The organism is Paenibacillus sambharensis, assembly GCF_003233845.1.
GTDB classification, from domain to species: domain Bacteria; phylum Bacillota; class Bacilli; order Paenibacillales; family Paenibacillaceae; genus Paenibacillus_I; species Paenibacillus_I sambharensis.
The window spans coordinates 236,698-260,058 of the sequence record NZ_QKRB01000051.1; the positions used below are offsets into that span (position 1 = coordinate 236,698).

Genomic DNA, 23,361 nt, shown 5'->3' on the forward strand with positions numbered 1-23,361 from the left:
TTGTCGATAATATAACCTTTATATAGTAAATCGGCGGGGAAACCAACGAATGTTAGGATGAAAGGCTTATTTATACGAGAAATTTCTATTGGGTATTTGGTATCATTCATAATCCGGGTTGGATGGGGAAATCTGGGACTGACTGGAGCCACAACATCGTACATTTTATTGCAATGTACTCAAGGAATGGTTAGTGCTAATGCCAAAAGGCAGGCTCATTACCCAGAGCCCGCCTCTTGATTCCGCATATTCTTCTATAAAATAATCAGCCTTTACTTACAATAACTCCAGCAGCTTGTGAATGATGACAGCGGCCTGCGCTCTGGTGGCATAAGCCTTCGGTGCAAATTCTCCATTGCCCATACCGTTGATGACACCGGCCGTCTGCATGGCCTTTACAGCCTGCTCAGCATAAGGTGAAATGCTGGCCGCATCTGCAAATGCAGCAGCTTCACCCTGTCCGCGCAGCTCCAGCTGTGCATACCTGGCCGCCTTATAGGCCATCACAGCCATATCCTGCCTCGTAACCGCCTCGTTCACGCCGAAGCTTCCATCCGGCCTTCCGCCAATAATACCCAGCTGGTAGGCCGTAGCAATTTCTTCATAATACCATGCGCCTGCCTTCACATCAGACAGGGAAGTTGACGAGTAAGGGTCGGTTAGCTCGAACAGGTTCATCAGCATGGTGATGAATTCAGCCCGGGTCACTTGGCCCTCAGGGTTAAACCTGCCTTCACCCATGCCGCTGACAACCCCTCTTGCCGCTAACGCTTCGACCGCCTCCTTTGCCCATGCCTTCGTTACATCCTTGAAGCTTGCATTCGCATACGCGGCCGCATACGTACTGAAGTGCTTGGGCTTGAACTCCACCTTACCCGATGCTGCATTGTACCTGCCGTTCGTTACGACCTCTAATTCACCGCTGTTGTTCACATAATAGATGACAACCTTGTTCGGATGTTCGCCTGGCTTCAGCTCGTAAGGGATCGCAACTGTCACATCGCTTCGGCCGTCAAATTCGCTGATCTTCACACCTTCAACCGACAGATTGAAGTTATAGACCACGGCATCCTTCAGCCTCTCCTGCGTCTCCGCTGACAAGCTTGTTAGGTCAGCTTTCCGTATGGATATTGTCACGTGCTTCGCAGTGCTTGAGGCTTGGGAAATTCTCTTAGTCGAAACAGTCACCGTTGCTAAATCAGATTCAACCTCTATTCTGTTAATGGCTGTGCCTTCATCCGTTAACAGCTGCTCCACCGGAATATTCACTTCCAGTTCATTCATGCCTTCAGCCGCTTCGACTTTAATACGCAGCCTGCCGCTTGTGGTCTGCTCCCGTGCGCTCTTCACGCTGTCCTCACTCAGCTTAACCGTTGCTCTTCCACCCGAACCAACTGCCGGCTGCACCACCACGCCATCCGCTGTAACTTCCGGCTTAGCTTCGCTGCTTGGATCTTCCTGGCCAGGTGCGGGCGTTGGCGCAGGAGCTGGTGTAGGTCCAGGCGATGGTGTCGGTGTTGGCCCCGGCGTTGGCACAGGGTCTGGATCGCTTGGTTTTGCTGGCGTACCCTCCACCACAATGCCAGCGGATTCATTGCCATGCATATCCACTGTGGTGATTAAGAACTCATACTTTGTTCCGTTGTTCAATCCTGCATACGTGTAGGATTCAGCGCCTTTGTCCGCGTATACCGACTCGGTCACAGTGCTGCCATGACCGCTGATCTTGATACGAGCCAAATCCTGATCTGTTGGATCGGTCCAGGTAAAGGTCAGCTGGCCGCTGCCAGCCGCAACCCTTGGATTAGTCACCTCGCCAGGCGGTGTAGTATCCGCCTCAGGTGCTGCCGCCGGTGTGCCCTCCACCGTAACGCCTGATGATTCATTGCCTTCAGCATCGATCGTACGGATGGCGATATCGTAAGCCGTGCCATTCTTCAGGTTGTCTATAACCGCATACTCGGCGCCTGCCTTGGCATATACCGTATCCGTCACGCTCTTGCCTTCACTTACGACCAGCTTCACCTGCTTAAGCACAATCCCCTTGGGGTCCTTCCACGAGAGCTCCAGCTTCTGATCACCTGGCTTAAGCGTTACATCCGTTACTTCATTTGGCGTAACAGCCTCTGCCTCCACGGTCACAAGCGCTGATGCGGTATAACCGCCATCCACCGTCGTCACCGTAATCTCAGCCGTTCCCGCTCCTGCCGCCTTGACTAAGCCGTCAGCATCGACTACAGCTGCATCCTCGTTGCTCGAGCTCCATGTTACAGCCTTATTGCTTGCGTCCGCCGGCGCGACGGCTGCCGTTAAGCGGACTTCTTCATTTACCTTCAGCGTTATCTCGGACTTATCCAGGCTAACACCTGTAACGGCTACCGGCTGAATAGGGGTGTTATCTGCCAGGGTTACGATCTCATCTGCCAACAGCGCCCGGTTATAAATACGGAAATCATCGAACTTGCCGTCAAACAAGCTGTGCGTGTCTCTTCTGGATTTGCCAATGTAATTCATCGTGGTCTCCAGCAGCATGCGAGGCTCGACATTAAAGGTTGAGCTTCTTGCCGCTTCTTCACCATTCACATATAACACGGCGTCAAAGCCGTCCAATGTAACGGCAACATGGTTCCACTCATTTGCTGATAACCTTTCTGATCTTAAAGCGTACTTGTAGTTTGCATTTAACAGGGTGCTCTCACTGCCAAACTTCTCCGTAAACGGAGTCACGACCGCGAATTCGAGACCGCCGCTGTCTCCCTTTGTACTTACATACATCGTATTGCGGTTTACTGTTCTTCCCGTATCAGAAGCAAAATCAAAAATTCGCTGGTTAGGACGGTCTTCATCCATCTTGACCCAAGCAGATATGGTTGCCTTCTCCAGATTCAAGTCGTGGATCAAGTTCTCAGGCAGCTCTACATAGCCTGAGGTGCCGTCCAGCTCCACAGCACCGCCTGCTTCCCCGATTCTGTCCTGATCATTAATCAAAGCTCCGCCAACCAACCGCGCGTCGTGTCCATTTCCGGATGCATCAGCTACCGTCGTACCGTTGACGGAATCCGGATCGAACGTGTAATGCACGACAGGGTCAGCTGCTTCCTCTGGTCCTGCGTAGCCGTATTTCGCCTGCAGGGCATCGTATTCAGCTCGTGTAATCGGGATAACGGTGCCATGACGAGGGCCCGGCGGCAGCGCATATTCCGAGCTGTCCAGCAGATTGTTAACGAGCTGCGGCCCATCCTCCAGATCCGTTGTATAACGGACATGGTACGGCCAGGAATCCAGGAACAGATACCATTTGTCCTCCTGCAGGTCCTTGAAGATCGTTTGGCCTTCATTGTTTCCGGCGTGGCCGATCAAGCCCTGCATCCCGTTTCGGGTGCCCGCCACTTGATCGAACTGAAAGCCGTTCGCTTCGATACCATCTTTGTCATAGAAGATGTTATCCGCTTTTTCCACATAGACCTTGTAGTTCACTTCCGATTTCGTCAACCGGTAACAGCGTGCCTTCATTCTCAATGATCGTGGTGTCAATCGTCGGGTAAGCATCATCGATGAACACCTTCGGCTCAGAGAATTCATGAAAATCTCTCGTCGTCGCATAGTACATCACGTTGTACTGCCCGGAAGGTCTTCCATTCGGATATTTGCCATAGGTGTCGGCTGCCTTCATGGATGATGCCCAGAAGACGACGTATTCCCCCGTATTCGGATCATAATAAGCTTCAGGAGCCCAGGTGTTGCCACCGTTCTTGGGCGCAACCTCGACCATTCGCTGCTCGCTCCAGTTCACCAGATCCTCCGATTCCCACACCATGATGGAATGGCTGCCTGTAATCTGAGCCTGGTCAAAGTTGGTGCTCTCACCCATTTTCAAATCGGTGGCTATCAGGTAGAATTTGTCGCCCTCAGGAGAACGGATTATGAATGGATCTCTAAGGCCCTTCTCACCCATTGTAGACTGAATGACCGACTTGCCATTATTAAGCGCTCTCCAGTACAGCGGGTCCTCCGCTGTCGCAAAGGAGATTTCCTCGCCGCCCTCATATTCGCCTGTAAAATAAGCAAAGAAGTAAGCATCATAATCTGGAGCCTTCGGCGCCTTGGCTACCGTTACCTCAAAGGATCGTTCGGCAGAGGCAGCTCCATGGGTGACGGTTGCCGTTAAAGTGACGGCCTGATCAGCGGCCTGGCGCGTAACCCAGCCTAACTGCTTGGCATCGCCTGCTGCCTCGGCTGTTCCTTTGATCACTTCAGGCTTGCTGGATGCCCATGTAATCTTGGAGCCCGCTGGACCTGTCGCCGCCAGTCTCAGGTTCCCTTTCACATTATTCGCATTGTAGATCATTAACGCCGCGGCATCTTGATCTGCCTTTTGCTGATCGTCAAAATCCTTCAGCACCGTTACCGGGAAGCGAACCGTCTCTGTCATATCTTGATAGGTTAGGGTAGCCGTAAGCTCAACCTCGATATCGGCTGCATCCGCAGCCGGGCGTGTTACCTTGCCGCTGCTTGAGATGACATCCGGATGGCTGGAGCTCCAGGCTATCCTGACGCCATTGTTCCCGCTCACCGGCAGGGTAAGATTCTGCGTGATCTCCGCTGCACTGCTGTCACCTTCACCCAAGTACCGGGACATATCCAGCTGCTTCGCTGCATCCCGGACGGTCAACTGACGGATATTCGCAACGCTGTCTGATGCTTCCGTATAAAGCTTCGTAACCTCTTCCCCTGTCAAAGCACGCTTGTAAATGCGGAAGTCTGCAATGCTTCCTCTCAGATAAGAATCGCCTGTAAAGATTGATTTCCCCAGGAAGCCCGAGTGACTTGCCTTGGAGTCGATGAGATCAGATAGCTTAATCCCGTTAGCTGAACCCGACGCAACCTTTGCGCCGTTCAGATACAAGGTCAGTGTATTGGCCGCTTCCGACATCGTTACGGTCACATGATGCCAGGTCCCTGGCGCCATGCTGGAGCCTGCTGCCCCTTTAACAAGCGCTTCATTCGGCCAGCCCTGCTTGGAAATGCCCGCTGCGGCCGGATTGCCGCTGACCCCGTGGCGCGGTGTCGCAAACAGATATTTGTTCGTCTCCGGCGTAAGCACCGTACCGAGGCCAAATATCCAGCGGTTTACGCCGTCATTGGTCCAATTCACAATCGTCGACACCGTCACTTCGTCTAATCCGTGCAGGACATCATGCCCGTCACTGCCTTTGGGAATCTCAATGTACCCGCTGTTAGAGTTAGAACCACCGCCGTTGAAGGACACGAAGCCTGACGTACCATCTGAAGCATGCCCTCCATTACCGCGATTCCGGAAGATGCCGTCATACGTCACAGTGCCCTTCGCAACATCTTTCACAATGAACCTGCCATCCGCTTCAGCCGTTGTCTTCATATCATAGTGAAGGATCAAGTCGTCATCGCCGCCAGGCGGCTGGATCACTTCCATGATCTGAACATCTGTAAGCGCACGGTTGTAGACACGCACATGATCGAAGGAACCCTTGAAGTAGGTGTCCGGGTAAAATGACTTGCCCAGGTATGCTTTCAGACCCGAGCCCATGGTAGACAAGTTCGCTACCAGTTGATTCTGCGTCCCAACGAGAACCCCGTCCCGGTACAGCTTCATCGTGCTGTATTTGCCGTCCGGATTGCGCTCCAGGACGATCGCCAGATTCGTCCAGGTATTTTTCATCGAGCTTGCCAGAGGCTTCGTTATGCCTTGTTCCTTGGAATACGTCTTCACCGTCAAGGCTGAATAGATTTCATTCGGTCTTGTGCGCAGGAACAGGTACTTATTCCGGTCCTGCCCCGCGGTGAAGGTAAAGAAATTCTCGTTATTCATCTCGGATTTGACATCCATCATGATGGTCACATTATCCTTGCCGTCAAAATAACCCTGCGGGAATTCCAGGTATGGGCTGTCGGTGTTAACGGCTCCGCCTCCGAGCTTCAATACCTCCCCTTTCCCTGCGTCATCGGCATAGCCGGCGCCATTGTAGAGTGTGCCGTTGTTCTGTGCGCCCGATTTGCCTGTATTTAATACGGCCGTACCATCCAGCGCTTCATCGAACTTATATTCCAGATCCGGAACGACCGGATCTCCGGTGTCCGGTGTTACCGGCTCCACAAGAGCTCCGCCCCACTTCTCCATAATGGCGTCATACTCCTGCCCTGTTACCGGAATGATGCTTCCATGCTTGGCGCCTGTCGGCATTCTGAATTCATGGCTCTCCAGTCTTCTGAAATTGCCAGATGCCAGGTCATCGGGAGACTCTGCTATGAGCGGGAAGAAGCCGACGCCTGCATTGCTCCTTGTGTAGCCATCCATCAAGAGAAGCCACTTGTCTTCTCCGTTAAGCTTGAAGATGCCGGGGCCTTCCACGCCTTCCTGACCGGCAATCTTCTCCTTCACCAGCTCGTATTGACCCAATACGGAAGGACTCTTTTCCAACAGAATCGTCAAATTATCCTCATTCTTGGTGAAGCGGTAGTACATGCCGTCATGCGCGATCATCGACGTATCAATAAAGGTGTCGGCCGCTGTCCGGTCCTTGAATACCTGCGGCTTCGTGAAGCTGCGGAAGTCACGGGTCTTGGCGTAATAGATGCGATGCCCTTCACCCTTCACATTGGAAGCCCAGTACACCACATATTCACCTGTGGACGGATCATAGATCGTCTCAGGCGCCCACATATTGCCGGCACCCTCCGGCGCGATCTCAATCATCCGCTGGTCGGACCAGTTAACCAGATCATCGGATTCCCAGACCATGATGGACTTGCTGCCATTGTTGGCATATTGGCCCCAGTTGCCGCCATTGGCATCCAGGTCGGTAGCGATCATATAAAATTTATCGCCTTCAGGCGCTCTAACCACATAGGAATCCCGCACGCCCTTGGTCCCCAAGGTGGAGACCAGAATCGGCTCATTGTTGTTCATGTCATCCCAGAACAAGCCATCCTTGCTCGTTGCCAGGTGAATCTGCTGGCTCTCTCCGGTTCCGTACAGGTTAGAACGGAAATACGTGTACATATAGCCCCTGAATTCATCAAGCTGTGCCGCGGCCTTGACGGTCAGATGGAACGTCTTGTGCAAAGTCTGGCCATTCAGCCTAAGCGCTGCGGTCAATGTGACGTTCGCATCTTCCGCTTGGCGGCGGACGACACCAGCCGGGATTTGTCCCTGATCACCGCCCGCCTCATCAGAGATAATCTCAGGATGGGAGGAATGCCAGGTAATTTGTACGGTCTCTGCGCCTGCGGCCATTTCGGATTTCAGCGTAATATTACCCCTTACATTATCCTCGTTCGGTATCTTCAAATCGGCATAAGCCTTCATCAGCTGCCCACTCACGTCTGCTTCCAGAACCGTAACGGCAGCTTCGGCTTCCAGATAGGTGCCTTCGACGATACCTTCTACCTCGAATACACCCGGGTTATTGTACTGCAGGTCATCTATAGGCTTCCACTGTACACTTGCCTTCGCAGTCGTATTGTCGCTCAGGTGAAGCGTAACCGTAGACGGCAGCTGCGGCGGCTGGTTCACTGCTGTGATGGCCTCTATAGGATCAATTGCCTCTACTACAGGCCCCTCGGTTGTCTTCAACCGAAGAATCGTTACGGAATAGGACGGGAATTCATACGCAAATGAGGCTCCGAAGCCTGAATGTGTCCGGGTTACACTTGCTGTATCTGCTGGCTTCTCGAATGAATTCTCAGCCGTTAGCGAGTCCCCGCTTATTTCAATAACCGTACCCTCAGGATTAATATAGTCCGCTCCGGATACTTGAATGTTCGAGGGCTGACGATTGCTCGATGTGTTAACGACCTTCACAATAATATCGCCCGTTTCCTTGTCTACGGTGGTCGAGCTGTACAGCGGTCCGATATAATTATCATTCTTCTGCTGATCCGGCTTAACTTCAAACATCAGCTTATCATCGAGATACAAGCGCATCATATCCTGTTCGACGCCAATTGTGATCTTGTAGGTCTGGCCGGTCTTCACCCCTTGGCTAAGGCGGGGGCTCGCGTCTGACTTCGCATTATTGACGGATCGCTCAACCACGGTTACGGTGTTGTTCCAGCCGCCCAGGTTATACCAGTAATAATTATCGAAGTCTTCTGCTTCGAAGCCGATCAGGAAGCCTTCGTTCCCCGCTGTCTTCTTGGCCTCTAATGTCATCGTATAATCCGGCCAGTCGTCTTCGCCATTAAGTCTGAGCCGGACATCCTCATCCATGGAGGTTTGCTTCAGCACGCCATCCGCGATGACCCAGCCGCCCGCTCCATTATCCGTGAAATCAGCCAGCGTTGAAGGGTCAGAGAAGTCATTTTGATATAAAACCGTCCCGTCTTCCGCCACTACCGAAATATTGTCATATTCCACCTGTGTGGCCCATGTGCCGAGCATGATGGAATCCTTATCTTCCACTTGGCTGCCGCGTTTCTTCGTCAGATTAACCAGCAGGACCTGATCACCCATATGGTTCATGAATTCCTTCTGAACATAATAGTTCGGCGTGCCGAATGCCTTATGCTCATCGAACCAGATCATATCAGGTGTCCACTGCGTGAAGCTTGCCGGCCTGCGGCTGAATAACGGCGCGTAAGCGGCCATCTCGACGATGTCGGAATTGCGCTCCAGGCCTGTCATGAATGCCGCTTCTGTGATGGCCGACTCGACATTGTTCCTTCTGCCTGAGCCGTGCGACGCAAATTCTCCTACAAACACCGACGGCCCGCTGCGGTCCTGGTCATCGTACCGGTCTACGTTGTTCAGCATCCATGCCGGCGACTGGTACATATGCTCATCCACAAGATCAGCCTCTTGACCGTCACCCGGTTTCCCCAGCCATTCGTAGGTTGCGCGATAATTGGCATCCTCCGGGAACGCTCCTGCACTCAGAATCAATCTGATATCCGGGTACTTGGCCTTGATCGCATCGTAGAAAACCTTATAGCGGCTGAAATAATTAGCGCCCCAAGTCTCATTGCCTATACCCAGATACTTCAGGTTGTAAGGCTCCGGATGGCCGTTAGCGGCACGAACCGCTCCCCACTCCGTCGTCTCCGCATCGCCATTGGCATATTCAATCAGATCAAGCGCATCATCAATATAAGGCTGTAGCTGGTCCATTGGAACGGTTGGCGGGTTGCTGTTGCACGAGATAATTCCGGAGAAAATATGAGGCACCGGCTCTGCGCCAATATCCTCTGCCAGCCGGAAGTATTCATCATAGCCCAGGCCGAACGATTGATGATAGCCCCAGAAATTGGTCTGGGTCTCACGTTCAGCAACATCCCCGATCGTATTCTTCCAGCGGTAGATGTTGTCAATCGCTCCGTTCTCCACAATACAGCCGCCAGGAAAGCGCAGGAATTTGGGATTCATATCGTCCAGCATTTTCGCCAGATCATAGCGCAGGCCATTTTCCCTGTTCTTCCATGTCTTCTCCGGAAAGAGGGAAATCATATCCACATCAACCGCAGCCGCGTCATCGAACAAAATGACCAGCTTCGCTTTATTGTCCGTCGTATTCGATACGAGCTTGGCTTCGAACTTCGTCCATTCCGCAGTCAGGCCCGTGATGTCTGCACTCCCGTACACGACGGATTCATCCTCACTGCGCAGTTCAACCCTCATAGGAGAAGCAAGAGAATCCTTCGTTCTGGCATAGATGGAGAAGTCATAGCGTTCTCCGCCTTCTACCGCGATACCTGTATAGCCGAAGTTAGAGATCCCCGCACCCTCACCCGGCTCGGTGATCTGAATGCGAGCATACTTGTGATTGTTCTCATTCAATGGCTGAGCCGTAGATGAGGTCACAGTCACAGCAGCGCCGCCGTAAGCTTCTGTAGACCAGGAAGCCAGTGAGCTGCTGAATTCGAAGGAGCGGTTCTGAATCAGCTCGGCATACAAGCCGCCGTCAGCCGCATAGTTGATATCCTCATAGAAGAGTCCAAACAAGGTCGGGTTGGATTCATACAGCGGGCTGCCAGCATCGATGTCAATCTGATAGGCCGCTGAGCCCGTTTCCCAAACCACAAATTCAAAAACCTTCGTATCGAATACCTCGCCCTTGCTTAACGAAGCGGTTAAGGTTACCTCCGCATCACCAGAGCCTGCGGCAGGCCGCGTCACGCGCCCTGTATGGCTGATCACTGCAGGATCAGATGAATGCCAGGTAATAGATGATCCCATCGGACCGGCAGCAGGCAGCTCAATATCACTGAGCAGCTCTGTTGAGTCGCCAAGGCTTAACCAGTTCTTGTCGAGTGCAACCGACTCCAGCACCGTCAGGCTTTCCGCCATAACCTCTTTAAGATCTTCGCCGCTTAGCGCACGGTTGTAAACTCGGAAATCGTCTATTTTCCCGTTAAAATAAGGGTCTGGCCATTGGGATCTGCCGATATAGTTGCGAGTGGAATTGCCCAAGTCAGAGGGCTTAATCGTGATGTTCGAATTCTGGGCAACCTCTATGCCGTTCAAATAAATGACGGCTACCTTGCCCGCCATCGTGACCGCCACATGCTGCCAGGCATCGGAGCTGGGGAACTCCACAGCATCAATATCATGAGATGTGGAGCCATTCACCATGCCAAGACGAATCGTTCCATTTGCTCCATTGTTCAGCGTAAGGAATAGGTTGCTCGTCGTCGAGGAGCCAAAGTCAAAGACCCTGGACCAAGCCGGATTCGCGCCGGGCTTTACCCAAGCGGATACCGTCATGGCATTAACATTCTGCAAAATACCATCCGGCATCTGTATGTAGCCATTCGATCCATTAAGCGTCAGGGCATTGTTCACCTTACCATCACTAAACGAAGCACCTCCATGCATGGTACCGCTGCGGTTATTCCCTGAAGCGTCACGGACCGTGGTTCCGCTGGTTTCATCGAAGCTGTAGTGCAGGACCAGATCCTCTTGTGCAACTGCAGCCTGGACGGCTTCCTTAGAGCTGTCACTGGTTTCGGCAGCACCTGCTGCAGAGGCTGGTGTGACGATGCCGAGCAGCAGCGAAACTAAGAGCAGTAACGAAACTGACTTCCTTGTGTCCCTCATTATTTACCTCCTCAAATGATAAGACTACTGGCGTATTAATTATAAAGCGCTTACAAATTGCTTTGGAATAGAATCCCTTGTGCTAAAGTTGTATTTCTTTTTCATTTAGGGGCTTCATGATTGGAGCATAGGTGCTTGGGACAGCAATGCTGCCGATTAAAAACCCGATCTCGACCTCTTATGCGCATAATGTCGACAACTACTGGTGTCTATTCCATGAGAGAGAGGCTGTTCAGGACATGGGTGACATGGGTATTTTTCTGCTGCTCTGGGCAAGCCTGGTTCTTCCATGGGCCACGCTGCTTTTTTCAAACAAGAATATTTAAAATCTAGGGGTTTACCTTTAATTTCTTAATTGTTATGTAAACGCTTACTTACTATACTTTTAGCTACAAGGGAGGTGAGCAATGGTATTTCAGGGGTAGCAAGAGGCTAGCTGTGAGCTGGCTGGAGAACAGTCGTCTAGCATAAGCAAGTCTAAGCTGCAGCAGAACACAAATCAATTAGGAGGGATTTTATGTTTTCGTTCAAAAAGAAGTTCTTAACGGTAATGGCGGCAGCCACAATGAGTTTCAGCCTGTTTGCGTCTGTCTCAAGTGCAACCGATTATTGGCAGAACTGGACTGATGGAGGCGGAACCGTTAACGCAGTCAATGGAGCTGGGGGCAATTACAGTGTTACATGGTCCAACACCGGCAACTTTGTTGTGGGTAAAGGCTGGACTACCGGTTCACCAAACCGGACAATAAACTACAATGCCGGTATCTTCGCGCCATCGGGCAATGGTTACCTGACTCTCTACGGGTGGACAAGAAACTCGCTTATCGAATATTACGTCGTCGATAACTGGGGAACTTACAGACCTACCGGCACCTATAAGGGCAGAGTAAACAGTGACGGCGGCACCTATGATATTTATACAACGATGCGTTACAATCAGCCTTCTATTGATGGCACACAGACGTTCCAGCAGTACTGGAGCGTCCGGACGTCGAAGAGATCGATTGGCACCAACAATTCGATCACATTCAGCAACCATGTCAACGCCTGGAGAAATGCCGGGATGCATCTTGGGAGCAGCTGGTCCTACCAGGTACTGGCGACAGAAGGATACCAGAGCAGCGGAAGATCTAACGTGACGGTGTGGTAACAGGCCGCAAGCTTTAAAGCCTTACACTTCTTGGGGCTGCCGGTCTCACTGCCGGCGGCCTTTACTTTTTCCTATCCGGTTAAAGGAGATGGAACCATGAGAAAGCTGTTGATTGCCCTTCTGATAGCCATAATGGCTGCTGGTAGCGCTTGTTCGCAAGATAAGCCTCTGCAGAGTAAGCAGACTGAACGCCGCGATGGCCTTGTCTTCATCCAAGGCGGGACGTTCACGAATACAAAGTCCAATTTTTTCGGCAAAAGTGAAAGGCTGTCCGACTTCTATATTGGACAGTACGAAGTCACCCAGCAGGAGTGGACTGAGGTAATGGGCCATAACCCTTCCGCATTCCAAGGCGAAAATCTGCCGGTAGAGATGGTAAGCTGGTATGATGCGGTTGAATACTGCAACAAAAGAAGTATAAAAGAGGGCTTGAAGCCGTATTACAACATAGACAAGAGCAAAAAAGATCCTAATAACACGAGTCAGCACGACAACATGAAGTGGACAGTAACGGTCGACCCGGAAGCTGACGGCTACCGGCTGCCGACTGAAGCGGAGTGGGAGTATGCCGCAAGCGGCGGTCAGCAGAGCAAGGGCTACACCTACAGCGGAAGCAGTGATGCAGATGAGGCTGCATGGTATTGGAGGAACGCCGGTGATAAATATTTATCTGGCGACTGGAACTGGCCGATTATAGAAAATAACCGTAATACAACGAAAGCTGTCGGTTTGAAGAAGCCGAATGAACTGGGATTGTACGATATGTCAGGTAATGTGCGCGAGTGGTGCTGGAACTGGTACGGTGACAGCTTGGACAGCAGCAGCGGTTCATACCGGGTGGTTAAGGGCGGCGGCTGGATCGGCGGCCTTATCAATAATGCCGTGTCATACCGGGGCAAATTCGAGGCAAATGGCTTCGGTCCTGATCAAGGATTTCGTGTCGTCCGCAGCGGATAATCCGGTGCAAGACATATCGCGGAGTCCATCAGCTGTAACAGAATAACAAGCTTCCCCGGCTGCCATTAACAGTCCAATGGGAAGCTTGTTAAATCTGCTGTCTTCAACGATTACTGACACTTCATTACATATATCTGCTTAGGGATTAATCACAAAGTCCTTGCCCTCTTTGCGCTTCTTCGAATAGTCAGCTGCAGCTGTAAACAGCACATCGGAGGATGAATTGAGGGCCGTCTCGCAGGAATCCTGCAGCACACCTATAATAAACCCGACACTGACGACCTGGATCGCCACATCATTGGAAATGCCGAACAGGCTGCAAGCCAGCGGTATAAGGAGAAGTGATCCTCCCGCCACCCCCGAGGCACCCGCTGCAGAGACGGCGGACAGGATGCTCAGAATCAGTGCTGTGCCAAAATCCACTTCAATGCCAAGCGTGTGAACAGCTGCTAGGGTTAATACCGAGATCGTGATTGCCGCCCCAGCCATGTTGATGGTCGCGCCCAGCGGGATCGATACAGAATACGTATTCTTGTCCAATCCCAGCTTGTCGCACAGCCTCATATTGACGGGAATGTTGGCTGCCGAGCTTCGGGTGAAGAAGGCGGTTATCGCACTGTCCTTCAAGCAGGCAAAGACCAGCGGATAAGGATTCTTGCGAATGGTCAGGTATACAATCAACGGATTCACGACTAGCGCGATGAGCAGCATGCAGCCGATCAGGACAGCGAGCAAATTATCATATTCGTCGATTAAGGAAGCGAGTCCATTTCTCGTAACGGATTCAAACACAAGCCCCAGCACACCGAACGGTGCCAGGTTGATGACCCATTTTACAATCTGCGAAACGGCATCGGATAAGCTGGCAACCATGTCCTTGGTCGTGTCGGGTGCGCTTCGAAGTGCGATACCCAGAAGAACAGCCCAAGCAAGGATACCAATATAATTGGCGTTCATCAGGGCGTTTACAGGGTTGTCCACCACATTAAACAGCAGCGTTCTTAGCACTTCCACAATACCAGATGGAGGAGAGAGATCCTCAGCCCCGGATACAAGGGACAAACTTACCGGAAAGATAAAGCTGGCGGTCACAGCTACCAATCCTGCCAGCAGTGTGCTGATGCCATAGAGAACGATGACCGATTTCATATTGGTTTGCTGACCAGCCTTATGCCTTGAGATTGCGGACACTACAATGAGAAGAACCAGCACGGGTGCGACTGATTTTAGCGCCGACACGAACAGTGAGCCCATAATGGTGACCCAGTCTGCGGCATCTGGAATCGTTAATGCCAGTACAACCCCCACCAGTATCCCCATAAGTATTCGTATGACCAGACTCAAGCGATTCCATTTTGTTAGCAGTTTTTTCATTACCTTGCCCCCTTGGTGTTAAGGTTAAGTATAAGTATGCAGCAGCTCAGTCCGCAGCGGATTGAAGAGCAGCGTTATTAACCAGATGCGGTTTAGTTTAGCATGAATACTGTTGTATGTGTGTGAATAAATACGCACTCTGCCGCTAAGCTCCAAGTTTCGCCTGGAGTAGCGCAAATATCCCCTCCTAACTATTCACCAGCAAAAGAATGTCCTCCGGATGTCTCAGGGTGTACTCCGGGGCGCCTGTTGCCAGCAGTTCCTCCGCATCATATCCCCATGTCACAGCCGCACAGTGGACCTGAAGCCTCTTGCACGCTTCGATATCCCGCAGCTCATCCCCAATATACAGCAGCTCATGCGCAGAGATTCCCCGTTCTCTCATCAGCTTCCGGAGCGCTCTGTCCTTCCCGAAAATATTGCTGGCCGTATAGACATAGTCAAACCCTGTCAGACTATTATGATCTAGAAACGCCTGAATGTTCTCCGAATGATTCGATGACAGGATGCCCAGCCTGCATCCTTCTACCTTCAAGCTGCACATGGCTGCTTCCATGCCTTCCACGCTTCGCAAAGTAACTACCTCCTGCTTATACTTCTTCTTGACCTCCCGTAGCAGAGAAGGCAATTTGTAGAGCGGACATTGAAGAGCCTTCAGCCTGTCCCTGATGGATAGACTCGCCATGTATTCCACTTCTTCCGAAGCTATCTTACGATAACCGTACTTTTGGCTCAATTCGTTAAACAGCTCGACTGCCAGCTGCTTCGATTGAACTAACGTACCGTCAAAATCAAATACAATATGCTTGTGCATTTCATCTTCCTTCCCTCCGGATAATTTAACCGGCTGCTAAGAGAATGAGCGTTGGTGTGTTATTGACCGTTTTATAGTAACATTACCATATAGAAGACATTAATGTAGCAGTAATCGGAGGTCCGGTAATGAAAGAATATAAGCTTAAGACAAATAACCATTATGTACGCTATCATGACTTCCCCGGAGAAGCTGCGCCAATTCTCTTCCTGCATGGACTCGGCTGCGCCGGCTCGTTCGACTTTCCGCAGGTTGCGGCTCAGCCCGAGCTGTCCGGACACAGACGTATTCTTGTTGATATGCTTGGAGCAGGCTTTAGTGATAAACCCGCGGATTTCCTTTATGACGTCAACAGCCATGCAGAGTATCTTCTGGAGCTTATTACGAGTCTGGAGCTCCACGATTTCATTCTCTTTGGCCATAGCTTTGGGGGCGCTGTTGCCCTCTCATTGGCTGACAAGTGCAGGGACCGTCTGAGGAGTGTTATCTTAAGCGAAGCCAATCTGGATAATGGCGGCGGATTCGTTAGCCGGGTTATCGCAGACTATAATGAAACGGATTTTGTTGAATATGGGTTTGACGAGGTCATCTCGAAGAACCGGCGGGCAGCCGACAAGCTGTGGGCGGCAAGCCTTTCAGTATGGTCACCTCTTGCGGCGCACAGGGTTTCGAAGTCACTGGTAGAAGGCCAATCGCCTTCCTGGAGAGATATTTTCTACTCCTTAACCTGTTCCAAGACATTCATCTTCGGCGAGCGTTCGTTACCCGATCCGGATGTGCAGGAATTATCCGGCCGCGACATCCATATCGAAATTGTCAAACAGGCGGGACATTCAATGGCCTGGGAAAATCCGCAGGGTTTAGCGGCTGCGATCAAGAGCGGCATTGCCAACAGCCAGCCCAAGACAATATAACGTCTGGATGCACAGCACAGCTTGTTCATACTCCCCGGAGCTGCCTTTATCAACGCATACATACAAAAAAAAGCGATTGCCTCCGTTTGAACGAAGAGCAATCGCCTTATTATTTCTCAGGAAATAATCGACATCATTCGAAGCTTGCCAGGGACAACTGCCGGCTCATGCTGTCTTATTGTGCCGCAGACAGCTCGGCCCGCGATTTCTCGAAGAAGTCAATAACATTGGCGGCATACTCATCTGCATGATGCTCATACGTCTTCACATGCTGTATGCCCTCCGGGTTCCAGATCTGGAACCGGTCCGGATGCAAAGCCGCCATCTTCTGGCTCTCGGTATACGGAATATAGGTGTCCCCGGTCCCATGGATAAAATAAATCGGCCGCGGATAAATTTGTTCGACCGCCTTAATCGGGCTTGCCTCTTCCGGCTCGATCTCCGTTACGAAAGGCATCAGGAACATGGTAAGCGGGGTGAACGGAACATGCGGAAGGCCTGTCCAAACCGACATGTTCTGCGACAAATATGACTTCAAATCACTGAACGGACTATCCGCAACAACCGCCATTACATCCGCAGACAGCCCGGCTGCCAGTATGGAAGTAGCTGCCCCCATCGATATGCCGTACAGCGCAACCGGTTCATCATAGCTGCTCTTAGCATAGTCTATGACGCCAAGCAAATCATACTTCTCCTTCGTTCCTAGGGTAACCATCTTGCCGCCCGCTTCTCCGGAATGGCGGAAATCATACATAATCACCCGGTAATTAGCGTCTATGAACTGCTGAGCCAAAGGCAGGAACGGGACATTCTTCTCAAGCCGGTTCCCTCTGTAGCCATGGGACATTATAACTGTCATAACAGGCTCCTCCGGCTCGATTACCCAGCCTGGCAGTGCGGCTGAATCGTCAGCCTTGCTGGTAAATATCTGATCCGTATAGACCATGCCGTAGTCTGCCGGTGTCTCGGCAATCGGCTTCTTCTCAGGCCGGGTCAATTGGTAGCCAATATATACCGAGATCGTGCTGCACACCAGTGCCAATATGACGATAAGTGCAGCCAGTGCGAGCGATATTTTCTTGACTCTGCGCCTTTTCTTGTCTGCGACGGCTTGTGTCTGGGTGTTTACAGGTGATACGGTTTCCATTCTTAACTGCCTTCTTTCTGGTATAGACTCATCAGATGCTGGATCTGATCGTGTGACTGCTTGATATCACCGGATATCGACTCGTAGTTGCTGTGCTGTTCATTCAAGGTGGCCGACAGCTGCTGCAGGGTTGCCGATACCTGCTCCATAAAGCTCGAGAAATCGGAGACGGAAATCCGGATATCTTCAGATCTGCTCCCAACCTCCTTGGTCAGCCCGGCATACTCATTCATCTTGTCCGCCAAGAGATCCACAGTGCCGCTGATCGTTGTAAAAGCTTGCTGTGTCTGCTCAGTCAGGTGAATGGACTTCTCCATCTGCTCCATATTGAGCGCAGTAAGCTTCTGAGTGGACTGTGTCCTTCTCTCGATATCTTCAATCCGGTTCATGATGTCTTCGGAGAGCGCGGATGTGTTCGCGGCAAGCCCCCTGATCTCTTGGGCAATAACGGCAAAACCTAAGCCGTTCTGGCCGGAGCGCGCGGCCTCAATACCCGCATTCAACGATAGAATATTGGTCTTGGAGGCAATCTCCTGTATGGACCGGGTGGAGGCAGATACATTCTGCACACTGCCTGTCAGTTCACCCATCTCCTTATGCATGACCATAATGGACTCCTGGAACTGACTGATGGCTTCCGTCAATGCTTCAACCTGCTTCGTGCCCTGCAGGCTGCTGTGCTTGGCTTCGTGAGCCTTCTGCTCCAGAACTTCTGCATCTGTCACCATTTGATCTACAAATTGGTTCGTCTGTTCAACCTTTTGGGAAATATCTTGAATGGTTCCCGATTGCTGGCCCATACCTTCGGCCATCTCTTGAAAGGCTTGATTCATGTCGGTCATCGCTTGGAAGCTGACCGTATTCTTCTGGAAGATTCTGTTAATCCGCTCCGAGATCGATCGGGTGCTCTGCTGCAGCTGCACTTCACGGACTTGTTCCTCACGCAGCAGTTCTTCCGTCTGAGCATGGCTGCTCTGAAGATCCTGAATCAGATACGCGGACACCCTTGTTTTCAAGAAGAGAAGTATGCAGATCACGAAGATGTACATGAGGTAAAAGATAAAATTCAATGTACTCATCCCGAGAGCATCCCAGTTTGTCAGCATGAACCAGGTTAATAACAGAAATCCGAGCGCCGTCGCCGCTAAGAAAATCAATTTCCTCATGTAAACAGAGGAAGCGGTGATCATGATGACAATTAGCAGTACATGAACCAGATAGGCTGACTGCATTAAGTGATACACGACTACTGCATTGCCAAGCAAAGCTACATAAGGAAGGACATACACGCCTTTCCCCTTGCGGTTAAATACGATAATTGCGATGCTGGTGAGCAGCGCACCGACCATGACGAGCCGCGTCGTTAATGAAACGCTGAGACCCATCTGCATCGCAATCCCCAGCAGGGAGGAAACCACCAGGGCGATACCGACCAGGGCGTTCTTGCGCTGCATATCCAGTTTGGCAATTTGTTCCATGTTCATCTGTAAACCCCCTTGCTGTAATTAAAGTAACGATAAATCTGTTTAGGCTTGTGCTGGTTATGAACCTGTAACAAACTGTTTATCGGTTAAAGCTCACCAAATCTTTAGGCCTTTAAGACTACTAATTGCTAACACATCCTATTATTCGACAATATTCGAAATAAATGTTCACCTCATGGCTGATAGAATCCATTAGGACAAAAAGAAAAGCTGATTCTGCGTGTGCAGAACCAGCTTAAACCTGTATCGAATCACTCACCGCTTATTCACTCCGGCTATCTCCCTCACCGTCTTCACCGCTAACGCTGAAACAGCTGTGCGGCACTTAAATCCGTACCCCCAATGAAGTCAGCATTCTGATAAAATTCCGGCTGTATCGTTCAGGATTGAAGTTCGCCCTTACATGGTTCTGGCCGGCCGTCCGGATAGCCTCCCGCAGAGGCAGGTTCGTCATCAGCTCAGCTGCCTCCTGTACAGCATGGCGGATGTTGCCGATCGCGTAATATTTTCCCGTCTGGTTATGAATAATTGAGCTTCTTACCCCATCTGAATCCGTCGTCAGCACGGGGCATCTGCAGCTGAGCGCTTCCAGCACGGAATACGGCGCCCCTTCCACCTTCGAGGTTGAACAGTAGAAGCCTCCTGAATCTCCGATCAGTGAGAAGAAGTCGATCATTCGCTTGTTCGGTATATTCTTCAGCAGGTGGAGGTTATTGTGCAGGCGGAGCCGGTTAATCAGCTGCTCGAACTGTCTGCGTTCGGCCAGGTCAGCAAGCGAAGGGTCCTCAAACATATAAAGCTGGGTCTCCGGATTGATGCGGTTAATAATCTGCCTTCCAATGTGCAGGAATTCCCGCCAATTCTTGTTATCCACAATGCGGCCGGTCCAGGCGATAATGGGTCTTGGGTGTTTGTTCAGCTTCTTGTAGGAGAATGCCGCAGCATCAAAGCAGTTATTGAAGCTGAACTGGGGCACGGAAGGATACAGCTCGCTCATCAGCTGTACGATATGAGGCGTTTGCGGGTTAAGCAGGGCATCCGCATGTGCCTTAACAGCCGGCATTCCGCTTGTCAGAAACTCACGTGCCCGGTTCTTCGGTCCAAGCCCTTGAATTTCCAGGATCAGCTTCCCGCGGTAACCAAGACTCCTGAAGAGCGGCAGGATACTATAGTCGGATACGACAACTATGGCACGATACTGCCCCTTCTCGAGAATGTCCTTGATCATAGCCGGATCTCTTCCGATAAATACCGGACCGCCGGAGGGATTAAGCGAATCTCTCGTCTTCTGGTAATAGAGGCAGTGGCCGTTGATGCTGTATCTCTTAAGGGCTGCAACCCGCTGCCTGTTAAGAGTTTCAACTCCGCCGCTTGGCACGTAGAATACGAACAGCACATTTGCTTGCTGGTTCATGTCTGGTCATTTCACCTCCTGCGTGTCATCCTTGCGATAAAGTTCTGCATTTATCCTTTCGCCGCAAGCAGCCGGGCAAGAGCATCGGGACTCGTTAAGTTGTGAGCATTCGTGAGAATCAGCCTTCGCGCACCCGGTCGGGATCCAATATCATTCAGCAGCGTTTCATTCGGACCTGATTTGGGAATTATTCTTATTCTGGGATCGCATATGCCAAGCTCACTGAGCTTGCCGCTTACCTGATGCGTCTTGTCAACCAGGTACAGCAGGTAGCTGTGATACCGCTGGTCCAGCAGCTGTTCAATTTGCTCAATCGTTCGCGGGCCATTATCATAGACAGGATAGAGAATGGCCGTTTCATAAGGGATTTTCCTTCTCAAGCGGGCTCTGTGCCTGGCCAGATTGTACTGGCTTCTCCACCATCTGTGCTTCTGCTTATCGAGATGAATTTTCCGGGACAAGCTGGTCGGCGATTGGAACCGGTATGCCATCAGTTCTTCAGGGATATACGTAATCCCGCATTTTTCCGTCAGCCTCAGCCAGTAATCATAGGTCTGGACCGGGTCGAGATAATAGCCGCCCTCCAGCAGTCTTGCGTAACGCTTCTTGTACATGAATGAGGTTCCAATAAAGCTGGAATCCATCAAGTCGCTGACAGTTCTCGTCCGCTGCCATCTGCGGAATTCAACCTGCTGCGCATGACTGTGAATTACATTTCCGTGCTCATCTATATGGTGAAAGCTGCTGTATGCCAGTCCTGCGGACGGCGCTGCATGGACTAATGCCTGCCGCAGCTTCCGGAAAAAATCCTTGTACAAGACATTATCGCTGGAACCCCATGTTAAATAATGAACCTCCTTGACCCCCATTAAAAAATTAAATCCTGTATTAAGCGCACCGGAAATCCCCTCGTTGGCCGGCTTGTCAATAATCGTAACTCTCGGGTCTTTCTTTTCTCATACTGGTAAACCTGATTTCTTGTCTGCTCATTCGCACCATCTATGACGACCGCCAGATGAAAGTGAGGGTACGACTGCTCCAGCACAGAATTCATTGCAAGTGTCAAATATAGAGGATCCTGGTTATAGACCGGCATCACCATGCCTACATCCCGCATCTTATGACCTCCTCGCTATTCCAATATCTCTCATTATTCATTCTCGCTATGAATGGAGAAGACCGCGTGCATATTATACTTCTCCAGACCAAGCTCCCACAGCATCTTCCCTTCTGCAAGGTTGTAGCATGCAATTCGGGTCGGCTGCACCGCCTCCAGCTGATTAAAGACCTTCTGTCCGCTCATCGAGCTGCTTGAAGGCCTTACACGGGTAAAGCCAACAATGACCGTTTGCTGATCCAGCACCTTTATACCTCTGCACCAGCCGATTTTTTTGCCTGCATGAATCATTTGATTAAGGTTGTACTGCTGCTTCACCTGCAGAGTCACCGGGTCCACGGTTACAACATGGCCATCCACCCGGGTAAAATAAAGCGTATTCCCCGCCAGCACGCCGTCGTGAACATAAGCTCCCCCAATGTTAATCCGTCTGCCCGGCTTCGTCAGGCACACCGCGTCCTTTTGCAGGCAGCGTGTAACCCAGACATCATGCCCGAGCTGGAATACATAATTGGGATGCGATAAATGCGGCTTGGTAGTTGGAACCTTGCGGTAATCAATTGACGGTGAGAAGCGCCCCCACAGCGGCTTGCCCAGCACGTTCCATGCGTTTACCAGCTTTCCGGCAGGAGTCGCCTCCACAACCATATCCAGACCCGTGCTCACTACAAGATAGTTTCCACTTCGGCTCGGACGCACATGGTGGACATCATTGAAGCAGGGCAGTGACAGATACCCCAGCTTCCTCAAATCGGGCAGAGAGTAAACCATGACCTCTCTCTCCGTGCAAACATAGAGCTTCCTGTTAACCACAGTTCCGGCCTTATACACAATGGAGGGATCCTGATCCGGAACGACCTCCGGCGGCGACACATATTCATGCCGCCGCAGAAGCTGGAAGCGGTCAATGTCGATCTCCAGAATGACCCCTTTCTTATACTGATGCCATTCCGCGGTCACCCGGTCCTTCTGCTGGCCTCCGACGATATAAATCTTCCTCATAAACCTCACATCCTTCCGGCTGACTTTCGATTCTATATCGTATTGATCAGAGCCGAGAAAGGTTTGGACAAAGTACTTAGTTCATTCGTACATTTGAAGAAAATATCGGTTGAGCAATTACAGTTGACTTTCTAAACAATTTTGTATACTATCTTATTTAACGTACATAAATCATGTTGCTAACTAATATTTAGCGGTTATATTCAATCTTATCTACTACCCCTACAGAAGAAGGAGATTACATCAATGGCTAATGTTCTGTTTATCAAGGCAAATTCACGATCGATCGAGCAGGCGGTAAGCGTAAAACTCTACCATGCTTTCCTCGACAGCTATAAGGAGTCTCACCCTCAGGATACGGTTACGGAGCTGGACCTCTTCGCGGAAGATCTCCCCTACTATGATGCGACTATGATTAACGCTATGTTCAAGCAAGGAAGAGGGATGGAACTGACAGGTCAGGAAGAAGAAGCAGCAGCGCTTGTGAACCGGTATCTGAACCAGTTCCTGGGAGCGGATAAAGTCGTGATTGCCTTTCCGCTGTGGAATTTCACCGTACCTGCAGTTCTGCATACTTATATTGACTACCTCAGCCAGGCTGGCAAGACCTTTAAATATACGCAGGAAGGACCCGTTGGCCTGCTTCAGGACAAGAAAGTTGCCCTGCTGAACGCTAGAGGCGGTGTATATTCGGAAGGTCCAGCCCAAAATGTGGAGATGGCTGTCAAATTTGTTACAGCTGCGTTGGGGTTCTGGGGAGTAACCGACCTCACAAGTGTGATCGTCGAAGGCCACAATCAATTCCCTGACCGTGCCGAGCAGATCGTGCAGCAGGGGATTGAGCAGGCAGTGAAGGCTGCCGTCTCGTTCTAACTGCTTACAGAGCATATAAGGGGCAGCCCCGTTGTCATTCG

General features: G+C 51.1%; 13 protein-coding genes and 1 pseudogene. 5 read left to right on the plus strand and 9 right to left on the minus strand.

The window, feature by feature from the left end:
- Nucleotides 1-276 precede the first annotated feature (276 nt).
- Both DNH61_RS27045 and DNH61_RS17455 read right to left on the minus strand, forming a co-directional pair.
- Nucleotides 277-3,513: an S-layer homology domain-containing protein gene (locus tag DNH61_RS27045; RefSeq protein WP_181438758.1), complete on the minus strand. Its 3,237-nt coding sequence runs from the start codon at nt 3,511-3,513 to the stop codon at nt 277-279.
- Nucleotides 3,443-11,071, minus strand: coding sequence for an immunoglobulin-like domain-containing protein (locus DNH61_RS17455; protein ID WP_111147957.1), 7,629 nt, complete (start codon nt 11,069-11,071; stop codon nt 3,443-3,445). The genes DNH61_RS27045 and DNH61_RS17455 overlap by 71 nt, the downstream gene beginning before the upstream one ends.
- A gap of 146 nt (nt 11,072-11,217) precedes the next feature.
- On the opposite strand from DNH61_RS17455, the gene DNH61_RS17460 reads away from it, so the two are divergent.
- From DNH61_RS17460 to DNH61_RS17470, 3 genes are all read left to right on the plus strand, one after another.
- A complete protein-coding gene (locus DNH61_RS17460; RefSeq protein WP_111147958.1) occupies nt 11,218-11,397 on the plus strand; it encodes a hypothetical protein in 180 nt (59 codons plus the stop codon).
- 191 nt (nt 11,398-11,588) lie between these two features.
- Nucleotides 11,589-12,221 carry a glycoside hydrolase family 11 protein gene (locus tag DNH61_RS17465; protein WP_111147959.1) on the plus strand — a complete coding sequence of 211 codons (633 nt, stop codon included), beginning with the start codon at nt 11,589-11,591 and terminating at the stop codon, nt 12,219-12,221.
- 96 nt (nt 12,222-12,317) lie between these two features.
- Nucleotides 12,318-13,178 carry a formylglycine-generating enzyme family protein gene (locus DNH61_RS17470; protein WP_111147960.1) on the plus strand — a complete coding sequence of 287 codons (861 nt, stop codon included), beginning with the start codon at nt 12,318-12,320 and terminating at the stop codon, nt 13,176-13,178.
- A 138-nt stretch (nt 13,179-13,316) separates the two neighbouring features.
- On the opposite strand, the gene sstT is transcribed toward DNH61_RS17470, so the two are convergent.
- Together sstT and DNH61_RS17480 are read right to left on the minus strand one after the other, a co-directional pair.
- Nucleotides 13,317-14,552: a serine/threonine transporter SstT gene (sstT, locus tag DNH61_RS17475; protein ID WP_111147961.1), complete on the minus strand. Its 1,236-nt coding sequence runs from the start codon at nt 14,550-14,552 to the stop codon at nt 13,317-13,319.
- Nucleotides 14,553-14,739: 187 nt separating this feature from the next.
- A complete protein-coding gene (locus tag DNH61_RS17480) occupies nt 14,740-15,366 on the minus strand; it encodes an HAD-IA family hydrolase (RefSeq protein ID WP_111147962.1) in 627 nt (208 codons plus the stop codon).
- Nucleotides 15,367-15,494: 128 nt separating this feature from the next.
- Here DNH61_RS17480 and DNH61_RS17485 point away from each other — a divergent pair, with 128 nt between their 5' ends.
- Nucleotides 15,495-16,280 (plus strand): alpha/beta fold hydrolase, encoded by a 786-nt coding sequence (locus DNH61_RS17485; RefSeq protein WP_111147963.1) that lies wholly within the window; start codon nt 15,495-15,497, stop codon nt 16,278-16,280.
- A 175-nt stretch (nt 16,281-16,455) separates the two neighbouring features.
- Here DNH61_RS17485 and DNH61_RS17490 read toward each other — a convergent pair whose 3' ends face one another.
- The 5 genes and pseudogenes from DNH61_RS17490 to DNH61_RS17515 form a co-directional block, all read right to left on the minus strand.
- Entirely contained in the window at nt 16,456-17,430 is a 975-nt protein-coding gene (locus DNH61_RS17490; RefSeq protein WP_111147964.1) for an alpha/beta hydrolase, read from the minus strand.
- Nucleotides 17,431-17,432: 2 nt separating this feature from the next.
- Entirely contained in the window at nt 17,433-18,914 is a 1,482-nt protein-coding gene (locus DNH61_RS17495) for a methyl-accepting chemotaxis protein (protein ID WP_111147965.1), read from the minus strand.
- A gap of 325 nt (nt 18,915-19,239) precedes the next feature.
- Nucleotides 19,240-20,328: a glycosyltransferase family 4 protein gene (locus tag DNH61_RS17500; protein ID WP_111147966.1), complete on the minus strand. Its 1,089-nt coding sequence runs from the start codon at nt 20,326-20,328 to the stop codon at nt 19,240-19,242.
- A gap of 50 nt (nt 20,329-20,378) precedes the next feature.
- Nucleotides 20,379-21,445 (minus strand): annotated as a pseudogene (locus DNH61_RS17505) (glycosyltransferase family 2 protein).
- Between the two features lie 33 nt (nt 21,446-21,478).
- Nucleotides 21,479-22,447 (minus strand): hypothetical protein, encoded by a 969-nt coding sequence (locus DNH61_RS17515; RefSeq protein WP_111147969.1) that lies wholly within the window; start codon nt 22,445-22,447, stop codon nt 21,479-21,481.
- A gap of 246 nt (nt 22,448-22,693) precedes the next feature.
- Here DNH61_RS17515 and DNH61_RS17520 point away from each other — a divergent pair, with 246 nt between their 5' ends.
- Nucleotides 22,694-23,320: an FMN-dependent NADH-azoreductase gene (locus tag DNH61_RS17520; RefSeq protein ID WP_111147970.1), complete on the plus strand. Its 627-nt coding sequence runs from the start codon at nt 22,694-22,696 to the stop codon at nt 23,318-23,320.
- Nucleotides 23,321-23,361: the final 41 nt, after the last annotated feature.

What these genes read in the sequence shown, in the direction of transcription:
- DNH61_RS27045 (WP_181438758.1), bottom strand. Translation starts at nt 3,513, where the DNA reads ATGAAGGCACGCTGTTACCGGTTGACGAAATCGGAAGTGAACTACAAG.
- DNH61_RS17455 (WP_111147957.1), bottom strand. Translation starts at nt 11,071, where the DNA reads ATGAGGGACACAAGGAAGTCAGTTTCGTTACTGCTCTTAGTTTCGCTG.
- DNH61_RS17460 (WP_111147958.1), top strand. Translation starts at nt 11,218, where the DNA reads ATGCTGCCGATTAAAAACCCGATCTCGACCTCTTATGCGCATAATGTC.
- DNH61_RS17465 (WP_111147959.1), top strand. Translation starts at nt 11,589, where the DNA reads ATGTTTTCGTTCAAAAAGAAGTTCTTAACGGTAATGGCGGCAGCCACA.
- DNH61_RS17470 (WP_111147960.1), top strand. Translation starts at nt 12,318, where the DNA reads ATGAGAAAGCTGTTGATTGCCCTTCTGATAGCCATAATGGCTGCTGGT.
- sstT (WP_111147961.1), bottom strand. Translation starts at nt 14,552, where the DNA reads ATGAAAAAACTGCTAACAAAATGGAATCGCTTGAGTCTGGTCATACGA.
- DNH61_RS17480 (WP_111147962.1), bottom strand. Translation starts at nt 15,366, where the DNA reads ATGCACAAGCATATTGTATTTGATTTTGACGGTACGTTAGTTCAATCG.
- DNH61_RS17485 (WP_111147963.1), top strand. Translation starts at nt 15,495, where the DNA reads ATGAAAGAATATAAGCTTAAGACAAATAACCATTATGTACGCTATCAT.
- DNH61_RS17490 (WP_111147964.1), bottom strand. Translation starts at nt 17,430, where the DNA reads ATGGAAACCGTATCACCTGTAAACACCCAGACACAAGCCGTCGCAGAC.
- DNH61_RS17495 (WP_111147965.1), bottom strand. Translation starts at nt 18,914, where the DNA reads ATGAACATGGAACAAATTGCCAAACTGGATATGCAGCGCAAGAACGCC.
- DNH61_RS17500 (WP_111147966.1), bottom strand. Translation starts at nt 20,328, where the DNA reads ATGAACCAGCAAGCAAATGTGCTGTTCGTATTCTACGTGCCAAGCGGC.
- DNH61_RS17515 (WP_111147969.1), bottom strand. Translation starts at nt 22,447, where the DNA reads ATGAGGAAGATTTATATCGTCGGAGGCCAGCAGAAGGACCGGGTGACC.
- DNH61_RS17520 (WP_111147970.1), top strand. Translation starts at nt 22,694, where the DNA reads ATGGCTAATGTTCTGTTTATCAAGGCAAATTCACGATCGATCGAGCAG.